The sequence below is a fragment of the Fuerstiella marisgermanici genome (genome assembly GCF_001983935.1).
Lineage (GTDB): Bacteria > Planctomycetota > Planctomycetia > Planctomycetales > Planctomycetaceae > Fuerstiella > Fuerstiella marisgermanici.
In genome coordinates this window covers 918,528-938,625 of record NZ_CP017641.1, presented here as the reverse complement: position 1 = coordinate 938,625, position 20,098 = coordinate 918,528, and the positions used below count along the sequence as shown (strand labels likewise).

11 protein-coding genes are annotated in these 20,098 nt (G+C 56.2%); 7 read left to right on the top strand and 4 right to left on the bottom strand.

The window, feature by feature from the left end; translation table 11 throughout:
• Nucleotides 1-11 precede the first annotated feature (11 nt).
• Nucleotides 12-335: a hypothetical protein gene (locus Fuma_RS34735; protein WP_077022906.1), complete on the top strand. Its 324-nt coding sequence runs from the start codon at nt 12-14 to the stop codon at nt 333-335.
• Nucleotides 336-776: 441 nt separating this feature from the next.
• Here Fuma_RS34735 and Fuma_RS03435 read toward each other — a convergent pair whose 3' ends face one another.
• Together Fuma_RS03435 and Fuma_RS03430 are read right to left on the bottom strand one after the other, a co-directional pair.
• A complete protein-coding gene (locus Fuma_RS03435) occupies nt 777-4,469 on the bottom strand; it encodes a WD40 repeat domain-containing serine/threonine protein kinase (protein WP_077022905.1) in 3,693 nt (1,230 codons plus the stop codon).
• A complete protein-coding gene (locus tag Fuma_RS03430; RefSeq protein ID WP_083731777.1) occupies nt 4,459-5,109 on the bottom strand; it encodes an ECF-type sigma factor in 651 nt (216 codons plus the stop codon). The genes Fuma_RS03435 and Fuma_RS03430 overlap by 11 nt, the downstream gene beginning before the upstream one ends.
• A 228-nt stretch (nt 5,110-5,337) precedes the next feature.
• Between Fuma_RS03430 and Fuma_RS03425 the strand changes: the two genes are divergently transcribed.
• The 6 genes from Fuma_RS03425 (at nt 5,338) to Fuma_RS03400 (ending at nt 18,083) form a co-directional block, all read left to right on the top strand.
• The gene (locus Fuma_RS03425; RefSeq protein ID WP_077022904.1) at nt 5,338-6,480 is read left to right on the top strand and encodes a helix-turn-helix domain-containing protein; all 1,143 of its coding nucleotides are present in this window, start codon (nt 5,338-5,340) and stop codon (nt 6,478-6,480) included.
• A 261-nt stretch (nt 6,481-6,741) separates the two neighbouring features.
• Nucleotides 6,742-8,229, top strand: a complete 1,488-nt coding sequence (locus Fuma_RS03420) for a hypothetical protein (RefSeq protein ID WP_077022903.1) — start codon at nt 6,742-6,744, stop codon at nt 8,227-8,229.
• 405 nt (nt 8,230-8,634) lie between these two features.
• Nucleotides 8,635-11,484, top strand: coding sequence for a DNA-binding protein (locus Fuma_RS03415; protein WP_077022902.1), 2,850 nt, complete (start codon nt 8,635-8,637; stop codon nt 11,482-11,484).
• A gap of 209 nt (nt 11,485-11,693) precedes the next feature.
• Nucleotides 11,694-13,628, top strand: coding sequence for a transketolase C-terminal domain-containing protein (locus tag Fuma_RS03410; RefSeq protein ID WP_414655187.1), 1,935 nt, complete (start codon nt 11,694-11,696; stop codon nt 13,626-13,628).
• Nucleotides 13,629-13,787: 159 nt separating this feature from the next.
• Nucleotides 13,788-14,627: a sugar phosphate nucleotidyltransferase gene (locus Fuma_RS03405; RefSeq protein WP_077022901.1), complete on the top strand. Its 840-nt coding sequence runs from the start codon at nt 13,788-13,790 to the stop codon at nt 14,625-14,627.
• Between the two features lie 150 nt (nt 14,628-14,777).
• On the top strand, nt 14,778-18,083 hold the full coding sequence (locus Fuma_RS03400) for a UTP--glucose-1-phosphate uridylyltransferase (protein ID WP_077022900.1): 3,306 nt from the start codon (nt 14,778-14,780) through the stop codon (nt 18,081-18,083).
• Nucleotides 18,084-18,098: 15 nt separating this feature from the next.
• Here the strand turns inward: Fuma_RS03400 and Fuma_RS03395 are convergent, their stop codons facing one another.
• Both Fuma_RS03395 and Fuma_RS03390 read right to left on the bottom strand, forming a co-directional pair.
• Nucleotides 18,099-19,034, bottom strand: a complete 936-nt coding sequence (locus tag Fuma_RS03395) for a type II secretion system F family protein (RefSeq protein WP_077022899.1) — start codon at nt 19,032-19,034, stop codon at nt 18,099-18,101.
• 83 nt (nt 19,035-19,117) lie between these two features.
• Nucleotides 19,118-20,080 (bottom strand): type II secretion system F family protein, encoded by a 963-nt coding sequence (locus Fuma_RS03390; protein WP_077022898.1) that lies wholly within the window; start codon nt 20,078-20,080, stop codon nt 19,118-19,120.
• Nucleotides 20,081-20,098 lie beyond the last annotated feature (18 nt).

The following is a 20,098-nucleotide window of genomic DNA, read 5'->3' as shown; positions in this document are numbered from 1 at the left end:
TTTGAGGAACCATGACTGTCTGCTCAACAGTTTCCCATGTTCCGCCGCAGCCGCCGCTTGCGCCAACACTGCCACATCCAGATGTTCCGCATGTGCTGCAACCTGCAGATCCGCAAGGCGAACCACAGCTTGATCCGCCACAGCTGCCGCAATCACTTACAGAACCGCATCCGCCACAGCTCGACGCACAACTGCTGGTTGCAACATTGCAGGAAGGCACGACGCAGCACTGGCGTACCTTACAGCGTGACCTTCGTCCCGCTTCGACGTCTTCGCTGCACATCATGACAGCCAAGGCACAGGTCATTGAAAACAACACAAATCTCATCTTTTGAACTCCTCGTTCGTTTTGGGAACGCCGTGCTGCGACATCCGCAGTGGGTAATATGGCGTAAATGGGATGGTTAGAGTACGTCCGGTTCAATTCAAGTCAACTTCATTAGGGGGGCTTATGCAAAATTCAAAGCTAGTTGACGCAAAACAGAAATTTGCATTGCGTGGAAGGTTCGAACGTCGCAACTGTCAGGAAAAATCATCGTAGGATTGCGTACTTAGGCCGTCGAGTTCTCAAATTCGAATTCTGCTGCCCCGCATTGAATGCAAGTGTTTCTGTGCCAAAACAGCTCCAAAGGATGGTCACTCAAGGTGCTCAACCACAAATCGTTGAGTGAAGTGACAGGAAGTCGGGTGAATTGTTCAGAAAACCGGCAATTTCTTCCGGAACACCGCAATCTCCATATCCGGCGCTTTTTGCCCATGGTTTTGTGAGCTATCGATCATTGGTCCATGGGCGCCGCTTCCCAGATACTGACTCTTCCCCGCCAGTCGCTGGTGGCGATGCGCCGGCCGTCAGGGCTGAAGACTACTTTTGCGTTAATGGCGGCCGTGCCAACGGGGGCATTCGCACCGTTTAGTGATAGCAGTTGGTACCCGGTCTCCGCGTCGTACAGGTAAATCAGACTGTCGTAGCCGACGGCCGCAAGGCGGCGACCGTTGGGGCTGAACCGCACACTGCAAACGGCGCGCGGGGCTGGCGTTCTGTACATCTGGCTGCCGGTTTGTGCGTCGTAGACGCAAACCAAACCTTGACGTGAATCTGCTGCAGCGAGCAGCCTTCCGTCGGGTGAAAAATCGAGGAAACACACGCTTCCCGCGCTTTTGATGCGATAGTCAGATTGGAACTGCAACGCCTCATTCGAAATGTTTTTTTGTGAATTGAGCCACGTGTTATGAGGGCGGCTCGACTGTTCGCTGGAAGCCGGAACTTCGTCTGCGAGGCCTTCAGCGCCTCGCCAAACTGAAATTCCATGGTCCGTTGCTGTAGCAATCTGATTCACACCGAAACAAAGTGCTAAGACGCGACGGTCGTCGACGGCAAGTTCCTGCAGACATTCGGCGGGGTTGTCTGTGGAAAAAATGCGGACGAAGGAACGGCCATCCTGAAATCCAGCAGCGGCAATCAGTCCGCCATCGCGATGCCATGCAACACTGGTGATTTCGTCGGTTGGAAAATCGATGGTGTGGCGCACATTCCCCGTATCGCTCTCCCAGATAACGACCCGATTCGAAGTCGCAAAGCCGCGGGCACGGACCGGTCTGTCGGGAACAACTTCAGGTGCTGCCAGTAACGTACCGTCAGGATTGAACGCGAAGTCCGTGCGAGGCCAGTTGCTGTAGGTTGTTGACGAGACCTTTGCTTTAGAAACATTGCCACCGTCGACATCTATTTGCCCCACCCAGCCCTGCAGCTTGCCGCCATCCCGACTTGCCGCAAATCGCACCTGCGTGCCATCGGAACTGAACGCAATGTCGGCGATCGAGTCATAGTCGAAACCGTGCTCCATCACACGAGGCTGTTGGACGCATGCGACGTCCCAGACTTTGGCCGTGCCGTCAGCACTGGCCGTCACGAGCCACTGACCATTGTGGCTTATCGCGCCGTGCTCAATGACCGTCGCGTGACCTGGCAATGCTCGAGGCGGTTTTGAATCATCGAGTGGCGCCAGGCGCAGAATTCCGGAACGATCGCCATAGACAATTTGGTCGCCCGGCGCTGTTAACATTCCCCATGTGATGCCAGGTGCTGGAAAGACGGTGATCGCGCTATCGAATTCGGAACTTTCCCACAGCGCCATCGCATCTATACGTAATGCGGTCAAACGCGGCGGGTTGCCAGTGACGGCCACGTCGTAGAACGCGTGGCCAGGTTCCGGATACTCCGCGACCATAGCGCCGCTCGTCAGGTCGCGCACACGGAGCTTGGTGAAGAACACGTTGACGGCAATCTGACCGTCTGGCAGCGTTACGATGCCGCGACCATCCCAGTCCTTCCAAACTGAGTCCAGCGTTTCGGCAACGCGGACTTCCACTGGGTTTGGCCAGGTGATCACGTACCTGCCATCATCGCTGAACTGGACACCTGGCAGCACTCTTTTGGCGTGCTGTACCAGATATGGCCTGGGATAGTCGCCGGATAGTTCAACGGACTTCAGTTGCTGACCGGATTTCGTATCCCACAAGCACAATCGTGCGGGTATGCCGGTCGCTTTCTGACGACGCATACCAATGGTCGCCAGGCGAGTTCCGTCCGGGCTGTAAGCAGCTCCCATCACACCGGACGGATGGCCGCGAAGAACGTGCTGCTGCTTTCCGGACTTCGCATCCCACAGAATCACTTCGCCCGGAACGACTGGCGAGTCTGGCATCGGATCCGATCCGCCGACTGTGCAAATCTGCGTATCGTCGGGATGAATGGCAACGAAGTGAACCGGACCGGAATGACCGTTCAATGTCATGCGTGACGGATCCATTTGCTGCTTAAGAAAGTTCCACTCCCAGCCGCGCCGATCTCGCGGCGCCGCGTGCGTGAATTTTCCGTAACGGAAGTCGGCAGAAGTCGCGGAGCCCGCATGAGACTCGCCGATGGCCTTTATGGCTTTTGCAACAGACGCAGGCCCCCACTGATTTAGCATCAATCGGGCGTCGTTCAGTTGCAGATCTTCCAGCGACTTCTGTGTCAGTTGCATTGAACTGCCATAGTTGGCCGCATCGGAATTGTGGCGCGCAGTTTCAGCTTCCTGTTGAGCGATACTGGCAAGTTGTTTTTCATATTCTGCGGTCTTCAATGCCGATTCTGACTGCAGCCAGAGAAAGGCCAGCAACGGTAACCCGATGATCGCCACCGCCGCCGCCAGAGTCAGCAGTCCGGCCAATGCAGGTTTTCTTCGAGCCCATTTCCAAAGGCGTTCGACACCACTCGACCGCCGCGCTGCAATCGGTTCGCCAGCGATATATCGCTGTAGGTCGTCGGCAAGATCCTGCGCCGAGGAATATCGCGCCGTCGGTTCGAAAGCCATCGCTTTCATCACAATCGTTTCGAGGTCGTGAGGGATGCAATCGTCAATCGAACGCAACGAAACCGGCGGCGGATCACGGCGCGAAATTCGGCTCAGAAGTTCCGCATGTTGTCCTTCAGGAAACGCAGGTTTCAGGGTGAGCAGCTCGTACAACGTGGTGCCGAGTGAATACACATCACTGCGTTCGTCCCAGTCACCGGCGACGGCCTCCGGTGACAGGTAGCGAAGCGTGCCGAGAATTTTTCCCGGGACCGTTGTGTCGCTGACCTCATTGGCAAGCTTGGCCAGACCGAAGTCTGCAATCCAGACGGTGCCTTCGTCGTCCAGCAATAGATTCGCGGGCTTGATATCTCGATGCAGCAAACCTCGCCGGTGAGAATATTCAAGCGCGCCAGCAACGTCGGCTCCAATTTTTGCGACGACGATATGGCGGTTCGGTGCAAGCAGCGGATTGTTGGCGGTTCTGCCAGTCGGCCGTTCAACCGCTTCACAAATTACGGCATTCAGACTGCGGCCATTAACCAACTGCATCGCAAAGTACGGCAGGTCGTCCTTTACGCCGGAACCATAGACATCGATGATGTTCGTATGATGCAACATCGCCACGGCGCGTGATTCGCGTTCAAATCGTTCGAGTGATTCTGCACGAAGGAACGACGGAGCCAGCAACATCTTAATAGCAACTCGTCGATTCAAACTTTCCTGAACGGCTTCGTATACAATCCCCATGCCGCCGCGCCCGATCTCGCGTACGATGCGGTAGTCACCCAGTCGTTTTGGGTGTTGGAATTTTCTGCTATTGGAGTCGGCGTCGTCCTGAAGCTCCGTCCACATGCGAAACGCCGCGTCGACTTCTTCACACCACGCAGGAAACCGAACGTAGTATTCTTCTCGCCTCGGCAAGTCGCCACGGTCAGCTCGAAGTTCGCAGTCGACCGCGATCAGTTCCGTGATCAGGTCCGCGCGAATCTGAGTTCCGGACGCTTGCAGAAAAGATTCGATGGTGACACCGGGATCGAAACGAACGGCGGCTTCAAACTGCGTGCAGATCGCCTCCAGCGCCAGACGATTTTCTGTATCGCCGCGATTGATCGCGGTCTCGTCACTCTTCACCGGTTTCGTCCGACCAGATGTCTCGAATCAGGTTCAGCCGTCGCTGGACCGACCGCCGTGAACAGTCCATGGCTGCCGCAACTTCGTCGTTGGTGTAGCCTTCCACCTTCAGCATCGCGACGACTTTTAGCTCAGGCTGAGACAGCCGTTCCAGCAGACGGTGACATTCCTCCTGAACTACTGCGACTATTTCCGGGCTCGCTTCCGGCGACACAAGTTCGTGAGACACGGAATTCAGATCCTGCGGCGAGGATGTTCCGCCACGTCGCTGGCGCGTTTCGTGAGCCGCTCGTTTGCGAGCTTTATTCATCGTGATGACGGCCAGTAAACGCCACAGTTCATCCCGATTGCTGAGGTCCGAGTAGCGTCCTTTCTGCACACCGTCGCAAAGAGTATGAAACGCGCTTAAGGCGACGTCGTCCTCATCATAGACGGGCGACACTCGCCGAATTTGTCCACTGGCAAAAGTCAGCAGCCTGCGTTTTAAGAATTCCCACAGTAACTCAGCTGCAGCCGATTCCCCGTCTCGCAGTGCGACCAGCCACGACGTGACCGAAGCCACGCTTGCCGTTAACTGTCGCGTCGGGTCGGTCATCACACCGTGTTCCTGGCTGTGATCGCAGCATAATTGGCTCGACATGTGTTCCTTGTTCGTACATTCAGGGTGATAATTTTCAGAAAACAGCCACGGCTGGTGGCACACTTTTTAGGCAGTTGGCCTTCTTCACTGGGGAGGACACGAAAAATCATCCACTATTCCGCAATTGCCGCAACGATTGTGCTGCAACCCGCAAAAAAATCGGGGCAACGCAACGCTGATTGACGCAAAACGTAAACTGAGGCGAGGCAAAAAGCCAAAACGAGCGACATGCGTAAAATCGCAGTTATTTTCCGAGACTGGAGCAGTGATCGCTCGGAATCCATCAGTGGCGTGTTTGAATTCGCTAATCGGCAAACGGATTTGCTGGTTGGCGTCTTCAACCACGTCCAGAACGCCGCTCAGTTTTCAGCACCGCTCGAATGGGGAGCGGACGGAATTATTTGCTGCCTCGACGGCGCAACTCAGACAGACATCAACAGCCTGCTCGCAGTGGGTTTGCCCACCGTGAATGTGGGATCTGTTGTTGAGGGGATGCCCTCCGTCACTGTTTCGCCGACTTCGATTGTCGGACTGTTGGCCGAGCATATTCTGGCGATCAACCCGACGAAAATCATCGTGGCGGCGGATGTTGGCCACCGATTGCTGGTCAGCAATGTTTACGCCTGGGGGCGAACCAACGGGCGACCGGTGCATTGGCTGAATGTTTCTCGACAGCCCCGCGACCTTTTGCATTTGGAACCGGTCCCCGTTCCCGAATTTCTGCCGCTTGTGAGTTCAGCGTCGGGCCCAATCGCCATCATCGCGGCAAATGACTGCGTTGCCGACTACATCGATCGTATCTCAGGCGCGCTGCCCGAATTAGTGGAAAACCAACTGACGATTTTCTCCGCGAGAGACTCACCGCAATGTGTGCTGTCGGGCCGCGCCATCAGTGCTGTGGTTGCACCGGACAGGCAACTCGGATTTGAGGCGGCTTCGGTTCTTAGTCGCATGTTGCACGGTAAGCCAATCAGCGGCGGGGTGAGTCACGTTAACGCGACTGAATTTCGAGATCGAAAGCTGCCCGTTGCCGCCAGCGATGATTCACTGGTTCCGATTGCGCTGGAATACATCCGCCAACACGCCGCGACCGGCATCACGGTGGGTGACGTGATGGACTTTCTTCAATGGCGGCTTTCACGAGTCACGTTCGAACGCCATTTCCGATGCGCCGTCGGGAGTGCACCGGGTGAAGAAATTCGCCGACTACGCCTGGAACACGCCAAAGAACTGCTTTTGACCACGAAGGCCTCGATCGCGGAAATATCCGGCCATTGCGGTTTCGAATCGGTTTCCGGATTCTCCACGTTCTTCCGCAACGGGACGAATGCCAGTCCGTCTGAGTTCCGGCGTCTCAACAACAATTCTTAAAACGCGTTCCAGCGATGGCGCTTCCTGTTGAGGCGTGCCTACTTCATCGCGGCATAGTCGGCAGAATCATAACACCTGACCCAAACCCCTGTTTTCCGCCGAAACTGCCCAGACTGCCGTTTGACAGGCTGTAAAACGGCATTTGCGGCCTGGTACAGTCGGCTCGGCTTCCTTGGGGGCATCCCCGAATCTGTCGACGTTCTTCCCAGCCTGAAGTTCGGAGGCAGTCTCGTTTCATCGGACAATTTGGAGACTTAGGCTATGAGAATCTGTACTGCGATCGTGGTGTGCGCTGTATCTGCGACGCTATCTTTGAAGACAGCGTCGGCCGGCTATGCGGAATACCTGCAATTGAATGGCCTGGACAACGACGCCGTGCTGGAAGACAACGGCAATCCGTCTGATAACATTGTGCAGTTGCGCAGCACGAACGGCACCTTCGCCACAATTCAGTTTGAGATGCCGACCGACGTCCTGGCAATAAGCCTCGGCGCCGGCAATGACAACCTGCAGGTTGAAGGTCTTGAGCTGGGAACTTTGACAGCAGAGCTAATGGTGTTCGGGCAGTCGGGCGACGATTCGGTCAACGTGCGAGGCCTGGACACGCTCGGCAGCGTGTATTCCGACGACCTTCAGGGCGACAACAGCTTCGCTACGCAATACGGACTAATCAGCGGTGACGTTCATGTTACAGACGGCAGCGGAAATCAGTCGGTGATCCTGCGAGGCGAATTTGGCGGCAACGTGTATGTCCAGAGTTCTGATGGCGACAGCACGGTGTCCGTCGGTCAGGCCACTATTTCAGGACTGGCGGCCTACGTCAGAGGTTCTGTGTTGATCGACAACGCAGGCTACGGGAACGACGACGTAACAATCAGCGGTTTTGTCGACGGAGACGTCTATGTTGACTCCGGCCACGGAGATTTTGACCTGAGTTCTATCTTTTCGAATGTAGGCTCCCTGTACACAAATGTCGACAGTGGCACTTCGACAGTGTTCCTTGGCGACTTCTCGTCTTCCGGCGAAACGAACCTGCAATGTGCTGAAGGCGAGACAAACTTGCAAATCTACTTTTCGTACCTGGACGGCGGCCTTAACGTGAAAAACGGTTTGGGCTTCGATCAGGCTCGAATCGAAGGGGCTCACATCCCTCAGGTTAATATCGACAACGGCGGTGGCGGCAGTTCGACGATCCTACGTGACCGTTTCCGCTCACTCAACTTGCCTTCGGTCCAAGTCACGAACGCATTCGGCAGCGACACGTTCGAGTTGGAGTTGGGCGATCGTGAAACCGCAACGGTCGGTTCGTTTTCGGCGAGCAACGGCAGCGGCAATTCTTCAATGATGATTTCCGGCAGTTCACCGATGAACAATGTCACGTTGGGAAGTCGCAATGGACTGGATGTGCTTTCACTTAACGGCGTCAACATCGATAGCAATCTGATCGCCTTCTTTGACAATGGCGGTGGCGATGTCGACATTAGTGATTCGAACATTGGCGGCAACATTGATATCAATTTAAGACGCAGCACAGATTACGTGTCGATCTTTGATTCCACGGTGGGCGGCACAACAAATATTAGTACCGGTGCCGGAGACGATAGTGTCACTGTGTCGAACAATGTGTTCGCTTCCGACTTTGTCGCAAATGGCGGCATCGGCGGGTACGACATTTTCGCCACCACAAACGACAGCTCGTTTGGCGGAATTGAGTACGTGACTCAGTTTGAGTTCGTCTACGAGTATTAGAATCCGACGTAGTAGGGAATTTCTGGAGCCACCGGCGTCAAATGGCCGACGCTCACGAAGATACGGAGCATTCATTCATTCGACTGCACGGCGGAATTTCCGCATTGCACCGAATGTGCCGGTTTTGCGTTGGTGGGCGGCTGTTGCGACATTGCAACAGCCGCCACCATCCGTTCAGGTCTAATCGTACGTGTTTCCGTTCGTCGGCTGGCAAAACAAACACCTTGCATCCTGCCGGTTGACATTTAGAATTGCGTAAGCCGGAGGATCTGGGCTGAATTTATCCGCAAGGACGCTGCCGAACGTGTGTGCGAGCTGCATTCCTCGTCGCACGTGGTTCACCAGTTAAGTCACCGAGAATCTGCCGAACACGGGCAGAAATCTCCGTCGGGAGTCGACCGAAGCATGGCCAAGAAGTATCTGACACTTGAAAAAGCGGCCGAACGTCTGGGGCTCACCACCGACGAATTGATGCGGGTCCGCGAAAGCGGCGAAATTCGCGGCTTCGCAGATCGCGGTAGCTGGAAGTTTCTGGAAGCGCACGTCGACGAGTTCGCACGTTCGCAGCAGGCCGATTCTTCCCCCGACATGCCGATCATTTCCGCATCCGATGTGGATGGTGAGGTGAATGATTCTGACGACAGCGGCATCGCAATTGACTTCGACGATTCGTTTTTTGAGGACGATGAAGAAGTCGAAGTCCTCGAAGCTGCTGACGAGGATGACGACGACGAGGCGGTCGAAGTAGTTGCGGCTGATGACGATGATGACTTCGATTTTGACCTGGAAGACGCCGACAGCGACGTCGTCATGGTCGAAGTTGATGACAGCTCAGACGACGACGCTGTTGAGGCCGAAGAAGTAGTTGAAGTGGAGCTGGAAGATTCTGACAGCGACATTCAACTGGTCGACGACGATGCGGTTGTTGTCGCGGCTGACGACGACGATGATGATTTCGACTTCGACTTTTCAGATTCAGACAGCGACGTACAACTTGTCGACAATGACAAGGATGCCGGAAAACTGGACTTGGCGGCGTCAGACAGCGACGTACGTTTGGCGATGGATGAGGCACTGTTCGATTCTTCTCCGGCCATACCTGTCGCAGACAGTGACGTGCAGTTGGCAGAAGATGATTCAAGCCCTGCCATTGAAGCAGCTGATGACCTTGATTCCACCAACGTACTGGACTTCAGTGAAGAGTCGGACCAGGCAATGGACTCCGACAGCGACGTTCAGTTGGCGTCTGTCGCTTCGGATAGTGACGTCGAATTTGACGAAGACGCGACGGTCAATGAATTCGACATGCCGCAATCCGGCGACGATTCAGACAGTGACATCCGGCTTGCCAACAGCGCGGCAGACAGCGATAACGATTCTGACGAAAGCTCGTACCTGCTTCGCGGATTGGATTCCCACAGCGACATCGATCGCGTAACTGCGGCCCCCGACAGTTCTGTCAGGCTGTCAGGAGCGGATGCCAGCGAAGACTTGCAGATGTCGGACGAAGACTCCGACGACTCTGACGAGAGTTCTCACATGCTGGTCGGGACAGATTCCATCAGCGACGAGGAAATCGATCTGGTTTCAACAGACGAAAACGACTCCGATGCCAGCGCGCGGATGCTGGTGGGCGTCGATGCCGACAGCGATCTGAACCTGGCCTCCGCCGATCCGGACTTTGCTGACGACAGTGCCGCCATGGTGCTTGGCACAGATTCTGACAGTGACATCAAGATGGTCGCACCGTCAAGCGAAAGTTCGAAGTTGCTGCCGGGGATTGACGTCGACGGTGACGAAAACTCGGTCCTCGACAGCGATGCGGCAGACGAAAGTTCGCGCATGCTGGTGGGGATGGATTCCGACAGCGATGTGCGTTTGTCGTTTGGCAATGACGATGCGTCGCAGGATAGTTCTGAGCTGCTGGTTGGGCTTGATTCTGACAGCGAGATAGCTGAGGTGGATGAGTCTGATGTCCTGCCAACACTGGCAGAAGACAGCGATGTCCGCCTTTCTGATTCTGACAGCGACGTGAGGCTGACAGCAACGGAGTCGGACGGTTCCAGCATGCTGGTGGGACTCGACAGTGACGTAGCAATGGGCGGCGACGACGACACGGATGATTCAGACATTGTGCTGGGAATGGATTCCGACAGCGACGTGCAGTTGGTGGAACCTCAAGGCCTGCTTCCTGACACCGACAGTGACAGCGACGTCAGCCTTTCCGGAGCAGACCGGACGGACAGCGACATTCGCCTGCAGGGAGCGGATTCGGATGAATCGTCTGATTCCGACTCAGCGGCACTATTGCTGCCTGAAGACAGCGACCTGAAGCTGATCGACACGGAAGAAGATGACGACAGCGGGATCTCGCTGGATGTTGCTGACGGTGGGCTGAGCTTCGACGCGGACGAAAGCGGAATCACACTCGAAATCGCAGACAGCGGTATTAGCCTGGAAGCAGACGACAGCGGAATCAATCTGGAAGCACTGGACAGCGGCGCAATGCTTGGTGACGACAGCGGCATCTCGCTGGACGTCGATGACGATTCCGGTCTGACACTGGAAGCCGCCGACAGCGGAATCGCATTGTTCGATGATGAAAGCGGAATTTCGCTGGACGCTGACGACATGGGCTCAACGCAGCCAATGTCAGCCGTTTCGGGTGCAGAGGCAGAACTGGCGAAGACCGGTGCCGGCACGATGGAACTGGACATCTCGGACGAGACGAACGACAGCGAATTTGAGCTGGCTGGTTTGGACGACGATGACGACGACTACGGCACCGACACCAATGTCCTGATGTTCGACGACGACACCGGCGCCGACGAATTCAGCGTGGATGCTCAGCCGGCGATGGGTGGCGGCGATGATCTTGCCGTCGACGACTACGATGCCGACGGCGCATTCGAAGATGATCTGGGCGACGACGACTTCGATGACGATTTCGAAGACGACGAAATGGATGACGTCTGGGACGCGGAAGACGAAGCCGACGACGACGGATTCGAAGCGGGCGAAACGAAAGTCGGCGGTTTTGTCGCTCCGGCCGGAGCGGCAGCAGGGGCAGGTTGGGCAATGCAGGACGCCCCCTGGGGTGGCCTCTGGACGTCATTTGTGGCCGTCGGAGCGTTACTGTCAGCGGTGAGTGCCTTCGTCGGTATCGAACTGGTGCGGCACATGTGGCTGTTAAATCAGCCCGGGCAACCGGCTTCCGGCCTGCTGGGAATGCTAAGCGGGATGTTCGGCGGGTAACCGCTGCGTCCTGAAATCCAAGCCCCATCCGCCGGAAAACGCAGCATTTCTACGGTCTGCGTTGCAATTCCGGCGGCTGGCTTCATACTTTCCGGCGATTCAGCATATCAACCGCGATGACGGTTTGCGCCGACTCCGGCGCGAGGAAAGGGATTCGCAGGCTCCCGACGCCGTTTTCTGATTTTCAATGCCAATGCCTGCCGGAGAACATGATGTCAGTGGCTACGGAATTTCCTGTCCCGTTAAGTGAATACAAAGTTGTCGCTCTGAACCCCAACCAGCCAAAGCTGACGGACGAACAGAAAACTCAACTGGCCGCCAACATCAAGGTCTGCCGCGACGCAATCATATTCTTCACCGCCATCGCCGATGCCAAAGGCCTGGGCGGCCACACGGGCGGCCCATACGATACCGTGCCAGAAACCGTCATCATGCACGGCATGATGGAACACGCTCGCAACGGCGGAACGCCGGACGTTCTGCCCGTCTTTTTTGACGAAGCGGGTCATCGAGTTGCCACGCAATATCTGATGGCGGTTCTGGAAGGCGACATGGACGTGGAGAAACTGTTCCACTACCGCGAGTATCTGTCGCATCTGCCTGGTCACCCGGAAAAAGGGTTTACGCCAGGCGTGAAGTTCAGTTCCGGCCGACTGGGCCACATGTGGCCGTTTGTTAACGGCGTCGCGATCGCGAATTCTGACAAGGTCGTCTTCATGCTGGGATCTGACGGATCTCAGATGGAAGGCAACGACGCGGAAGCCGCCCGGCTGGCGGTTGCTCAAAAGCTAAATGTGAAGCTGCTGGTCGACGACAACGACGTCACCATTGCGGGACATCCGTCTGACTACCTGCCCGGCTTCAACGTTTCAGAAACGCTGGAAGGTCACGGGCTAAAGGTCGACATCGGCGACGGCGAAGACTTGGACGGCCTGTACGCACGCATGTGTGCCGCCGTCACGACTGACGGTCCAGTCGCATTGATCAATCGCCGCAAAATGTGTCCTGGCGTGGAAGGGCTGGAAGGCAGCGCTCACGGACACGACGTCATCAAAACGGCTGTCGCAATTGATTACCTGAAAGCCAACGGACGCGAAGAAGCGGCCGAATATCTCGGCTCCGTCACCAAGGGTCCCGGCGGCCCGACTTATCAGGGCAGCGATGCAAAAAGCGTCGGCAAGAACCGAGATCTGTTCGGGAAGATTGTCAACGAAATTCTGGACGAGATCCCGGAAGCTGACCGCATCGCCAGCGTGAAGGTTTTCGACTGCGACCTGGAAGGCAGCTGTGGCCTGAACCACGTGCGAGCTTCTCATCCGGAAGTCTTCGTTCGCGGCGGAATCATGGAACGAGGAAACTTTTCGGCTGCGGCAGGGTTCGGCTTCGAAAAAGGCAAGCAGGGCATCTTCGCGACGTTCTCAGCGTTTTTGGAGATGGTCGTTTCCGAAATCACGATGGCTCGCCTGAACGACAGCAACGTGCTCGCTCATTTCAGCCACGCTGGCTGCGACGACATGGCCGACAACACGTGCCACTTCGGCTTGAACAACATGTTCGCCGCCAACGGTTTGCCTGACGATGGTCACGACAAAACGCGGCTGTACTTTCCGGCTGACCAGCATCAGTTTCGAGCGTGCCTGAAGAAAATCTACGGCGAAGAAGGCCTTCGGTTTATCTTCTCCACTCGATCCGGCGTACCAGACCTGCTGGACGACAGCGGCAGCCGTATTTTCGGCGACGGCTACCAGTTTGTGCCCGGCAAAGACGAGGTCATTCGGGAAGGCAAGGCTGGCTACATTGTCAGCTTCGGCGAAACGACCTATCGAGCCCTCGATGCGGTCATCCGCCTGAAAGAAGCTGGCCATGATGTCGGTCTGGTCTGCAAAGCGACTCTTAACGTTTACGACGAAGAGATGATGGCCAAACTCGCAGCATCACCCGCTGTACTGGTCGCAGAATCCTTCAATGTGAATACCGGCGTTGGTTCAAAGTTCGGCACCGAGTTACTCAAACGAGGCTTCAAGGGCAACTACAACAACATCGGCACCAACAAAGAAGGTTCGGGCGGCCTGTGGCAACAGATGGGCTATCAGGGGCTCGATTCCGATGGCATCATGGAGTCCATGAAGAAGCTGCTGGGATAGCAACTTCGGTCAGGCGGTCTGGCTTTCGTTGCTTAGGAGATGCAATCTATTGGCATCGAATGCACCGGCCGCAGAAGCCGCTCGATAGCGGTTGACTGATAACGGAAGTACCGGCGTCGGACCAGCAACTTGCGGAACTGTGCTGAAAGCAATCCAACGATGAAAATCAGGAAGGCGGTCATCACGGCCGCCGGCGAATACCACTCCAACCTTCCGCTGCAAAGTGTTGTGGACCGCGATGGAGTGCCGGGGACGGCGTTGCGGCGTACGCTGGACGAAGTTGTGGATGCCGGTATCGATGAAATCGCCATCATCGTGCGGCCAGGGCAGTCGGCACCGTACCTGTCGGCTGCGGGATCCCATGCATCGCGGCTGGTGTTCTTCGAACAGGACAATCCCCGAGGCTACGGGGACGCCATCTTGCGTGCAAACGATTTTGTCGGCGACGAAGCGTTCCTGCACTTGGTTTCGGATCACCTTTACGTCAGCCGCGACGAAAAAAGCTGCGCGGCTCAGTTGTGTGAGGTGGCGAAACAGCATGAATGCTCCGTGTCCGCCATTCAGGCCACTCGCGAAAACGAGATCATCTATTTCGGCACCGTAGGCGGCACACCTGTCGCTCAACAGGACAACCTGTACGAAGTCGCCACAGTCGTGGAGAAGCCAACGCCGACAGTTGCAGAACAGGAACTGGTGGTCGCCGGGCAGCGAGCCGGATACTACCTGTGCCTGTTTGGGATGCATGTGTTGACGCCGACCGTGCTAAAACTGCTGCAGAAAAATCTCGACTCTGCGACCGCCGATCAGTCGGTAGATCTATCAACGTCCCTCGCTCAGTTGGCTCAGACAGAGCGATATCTCGCCTTCGAAGTCGATGGTTCGCGCCACAACATCAGCTACAAGTACGGACTGCTGTTGGCCCAGCTTGCCATTTCACTCGGGGGCATCGATCGCGACCTTGTGCTGACGGAACTGGTTGCTCTGTTGGCTGAAAAGTAGTCATGGCGGGAATGTGTTTACTTTCAGCGTAGAGTCCGCCGCGCGCTGGCCTGAAGTGCAGTCGCGCAAACATTGCGGCCCCTTACGTCTCCGCGACCTTGGTGTTAACACGAGCCCTGACGTCACCGAAACCAGTTTTCATTGAATACCATGACCGACTTCCTGCAGGTAATCACCTCTGACGATCCGGCTGTGCGAAACCAGCCGCTGGACCGGTTGTGCGACAATCTTTCCGCAGACGAACTGCTGTCGCATTGTGAAACACTGGATGAGTTTCGCCGAAGCTGTCCGAACCTGTACCAGCGAGTTCGGGCGTTGTTCTTTTTGTATGCGATCTATCGCTTTCATCTGCCGCAGCAACTTGTCGGTCGCGAAGTCGGAGTGATCCCGTTTGGCGGTTACGAACAACTGTTAGGTCGCCGGTTCCCTGAAGCCATCGATACCTTTCTGAACGCTCAGAAATCCGCTGGCCCCACCGTCACACTCACCAGCGCGATCGCCGAAGCTTATCATCGCCTCGCCTTCCAAACGCTGGCCAATCAGGTGCGGCGCAGCGTCCGAACAGTGAAGGGCAATCAATGGATGTTTCGCACCGGACATCCAGCAGACATTCCGCTACGAATTCGCCCCGAGCTATTGGAATTCAATTCGTCTGAACGCTGCTTTCCGTGCCTGCGCGAACGGACGTCCGTACGCATGGACTTTACTCACAGCGCGTGGAGTGACATCTTTTTTCTGGGGATGGATTTTCCGGAAGGTGCTCAAGTCATCAATGCCAGCGTCGATCTCGCGGTGCGAGGTCGTCACAAATCACCCGAACCGCCGATCGATTGCAGCCTGCGAATTATCGACGAACCGGTGCTGCGACTTGTTAGCATCGACCTGGATTCCAAAGCGGACATTCACGACGTCAACGAAGTGTTTGACTTTGCCCGTGACTACCTGGGGCTTTTAAAGGCCGCCGTGATCGCCGCCGGATTGATCCCGCCAGGCCTGGAAGGCTGCGGTGCGAAAATCGCTGACGTATTCGCAGCGACAATTGGTCCCGGCATGGGGCTGGAAGTCGTCAGCCGCGTGAACGACATTCCCAAGGGTTCACGTTTGGCTGTCAGCACCAACCTACTGGGCTCGCTAATTGCCATGTGCATGCGAGCGACGGGACAGGTTTCCTCGCTGACCGGCGCACTCACAGAAGCCGATCGTCGCATTGTTGCGGCGCGGGCGATTTTGGGCGAATGGCTGGGCGGTTCCGGCGGCGGTTGGCAGGATTCTGGTGGCGTGTGGCCGGGAATCAAGCTCATTCAAGGAGCCATCGCGACGGAATCTGATCCGGAATTCGGTATCAGCCGTGGCCGTCTGATGCCGCAGCACTCCGTCTTCAGCGACGCGGACATCAGCCACGAAACGCGAGAACGCCTGCAACGCAGCCTCGTGCTGGTCCATGGCGGGATGGCTCAAAACGTGGGCCCGATTTTGGAGATGGTGACCGAGAAGTACCTGCTTCGCAGCGAAGCGGAATGGGCAGCTCGCAAAGACGCAATCAGCATTCTGGCAGATATCACGACCGCTTTGGCGGATGGCGACATCGCAGCGGTCGGTCGAGCCACTGATCGGAACTTCCGCGAACCATTGCAGACGATCATTCCATGGTGTTCCAACGCTTACACAGAAGAACTGATACGGCGTTGCCGCGAAAAATACAAAGCTCAGTTTCACGGGTTCTGGATGCTGGGCGGTATGTCCGGCGGCGGAATGGGTTTCATTTTCGATCCCGCTGTCCGCGACGAAGCTCAGGCCTGGCTGCAAACGATGATGCAGGAAGTGAAGCAGTCAATGCAGGACAGCGTACCGTTTGCGATGAATCCGGTCGTTTATGATTTTGCGATCAACGATCGAGGCACCTTCTGCGAATTGAAGCGCGACGGTGACATGCCGGTCGGTTACCGAGCTTTAGTCGTGCCGGACCTGCTGAAAGCTGACTTCAACACGTTGTCGCCGATGACTCGGCGCGAAATCGAGCGGGCGGGCGACGTGTGCCGCAATGGGGGCGAAGATTCCGATTTCGCGATGCGGATGATCAATCGCATTCTGCCATGTTCGATCAACGACACGGAATCCGCAGATACTCTGCAATCGCTGTTGAAAGAGAACGGCTTCGATCCGGTCGGCCACGAACAACTCCGCGAAGAACTCACGTCCGGCCGCCTTGGCCTCGCTCAAAACCGACTGGCCGCAACCGTCCGAATTCAGGACGTCAACGATGACGACGTCACCGACGCTCGCGCTGCCATCGAAAACAGCGTGGTAGAACTCGGACACAAGGCGATCAGCGAAGGGCGCGCCGGCGTAGTCACGCTGGCAGCCGGGGTCGGCAGCCGCTGGACTCAGGGAGCTGGCGTTGTCAAAGCGCTCAACATGTTCTGCCGGATGAACGGTGAATTCCGTTCATTTCTTGACATTCACCTGGCCAAAACCAGGCACGCAGCGAAGCGGTTCGAAGCCGTTGTGCCTCACGTAATCAGCACGGGCTACCTGACAGACCCCGCGATTCGCCGCTTCGTTCAGGAACGCTACGACAGCGACGATGTGCGCGTATCGAAAGGTGCATCGGTCGGGCTGCGCATGATTCCGACGATACGTGACCTGCAATTCGCATGGGAAGAAATGCCGCAGCAGGTGCTGGACGAACAACAGGAAAAGATGCGAAGCAGTGTTCGAGCAGCGTTGGCAAACTGGGCTCGATCATCCGGTGAAGCATCCGACTACACAGACAACCTTCCGCTGCAGTGTCTGCATCCCGTCGGCCACTGGTACGAAATTCCGAACCTGTTGCTGAACGGAACGCTGCAACGCATGCTGCAGCAGCACCCCAATCTGCAATACCTAATGCTGCACAACGTAGATACGCTGGGAGCGGATCTGGATGCTGGCTGCCTGGGTTTGCATATCGCATCAAACGCCGACTTGTCCTACGAAGTCATCAGCCGTCGGCTGGACGATCGAGGCGGCGGGTTGGCGCGGGTCGATGGGCGAGTGCGTCTGGTAGAAGGGCTGGCCATGCCGCGCGAAGAAGATGAATTCAAGCTGTCGTACTACAACACACTGACCACATGGATCAGTATCGATCGACTGCTGCAGATCTTCGGCCTGTCACGTGACGACCTGGCAGACCGATCTAAGATTGACGCGGCTGTTCGAACACTCGGCCACCGAATTCCGACTTACATCACGCTCAAAGATGTCAAGAAGCGTTGGGGCCGTGGCCAGGAAGACGTCTTCCCGGTTTTGCAGTTTGAAAAACTGTGGGGTGACATGACGGCGTTGCCAGACGTCGACTGTCAGTATCTTGTCGTGCCAACGATGCGCGGCCAGCAGCTGAAAGACCCAGCTCAACTGGACGGCTGGCTTCGAGACGGATCTGCCGCCTACGTCGAATCGCTGGTGGATTGGGCGTAAGCGACGTCGGCCGGACTATGGAGCGTTGACGATGTTGTCCATCAACTGGATGCCGGCAGGGCCTACCAGAATTACAAAGATGCCGGGGAAGATGAACAGAACCAGCGGGAAGATCATCTTCACTGCTGCTCCCTGAGCCTTCTCTTCCGCCAACTGCCGCCGTTTGGTTCGCATACTGTCCGACTGAACTCGCAGTGCCTGAGCAATCGACGAACCGAATCGGTCCGCCTGAATCAAAATCGCGGCCAGTGAACGCATATCGTCTACACCGGTACGCACGCCAAGGTCATGCAGGACTTCGCGGCGCGGCTTACCCATCTGCAACTGCATATTCGCCGTCGCCAGTTCGTGGCAGACTTCTGGTGCACCGCTGGCCAGTTCTTCAGACACGCGACGCATGCCCGCGTCCAGGCCCAGGCCCGCTTCAACGCAAACCACCAGCAGGTCCAACGCATCCGGTAACTGCAGAAAGATCTTCTGCTGCCGCGACCATTTCAACAGTGTCAGAATCCCTTCCGGAAGGTAGAACCCGGTACCGCCACCGATCACAAACGCCATCCATGAATTGCTGGACGCGCCCATGTTTGCGAAACCGTAGACGGCTCCGAACAGAATACCAACGATCAGACCAACCAATTTTAAAGCCAAGAAGTTGCGTGGCGCGTTAGGGCTGGAAAAGCCCGCGTTGGCCAGTCGAACTTTCAGGTTGCTTTCTTCGGTTTCCGTTTTCGGCTGCAACGCTTTCGAAAGGGCGGGTGCCGCCTTTTCAATCATGTTGTTCATCTTGCCGCCGTTTCCTTCACCACGACGACGGCGTGAACCCGGGTCACGAAGCTCTTCCAATCGCTCGTTCGCACGCGATTTATTCTTCGTGAAGATGCTAAGGATTGCCCACACGCCACATGCGATGGCACCAAACGCGGCCAGTGGAATTATAGTTTCTGCACTCATGAGACTGTTCTCTGAAATCTGAAGTGAATCAACAACTTCGCTTCAGAACCCGACGCAGCGTCGAGTTCCGATTGTTCTCTTTGTCACACCTTAATGTCGATGATCTTCTTAATGCAGACCGCACCAAGGATCTGAAGGAAGCCCGTCGCAAACAGCATTTTGCGGCCTTCTTCACGATCGAACAGAATCATCACGTAGTCGGGGTTCAGGTAATACACGGCGGCAAATAACAGCGGTGGCAATGCCATCAGCACGATACCACTGATACGGCCTTCACCGGTAAGAGCTCGAACCTGGCCCAGGATCTTGAATCGTTCTCGTACGATCGCACTGATCTTGTTCAGAATTTCAGCAAGGTCGCCACCGCATTGGCGTTGAATACAAACGGCGATGACGAAAAACTGAAGGTCCATGTTGGGAATACGTTTCAGCAAATTCTTCAGTGCTGTATCAATGGGAATACCCAGGTTCTGCTCTTCGTGAACCTTGTGGAACTCCTTTGAAATCGGAGCCGGCATTTCACTGGCAACGACGTGCAGCCCGGATGTCAAACTGTGACCGGATCTGAGAGCACGAGCCATCAGTTCCAACGCATCCGACAACTGACCTTCGAATTTCTTCAGCCGCTTGCGACGTTTCATCCACAACCACAGCCATGGGCATGAAAATCCTGCGAATGCACCAACCGGAATCAGTGCGGGCGGTGAGCGAACCAGAATCGCAATCAATCCGCCTGCCGCTGCCGCTCCGCCGCAAAGTGCGACAAACTGTTCCGGCTTCAACGGCGATTCGGCCTGCTGAAAGAACATTGGCAGGTTCTTGAATCGAGCCGCCAACTGGCCAAACAAACCGCTTGCCGACGCCATTCCGTCGCGCACGATCTCGTCAGCGATCTCAGAACCAATTTGAGATTTCCCGCCCGTAAAGGCAGCCAGTCGGTTTTCAGCCTGAGAACCGCGACGGCTCTGCAGAATGCTGCCAACGCCAAACACCAGTGCAATTGCACCAACGCAGGCGGCAATCATGATTGTGATGACCGGGTCCATATTGATCTTACTCCGGTG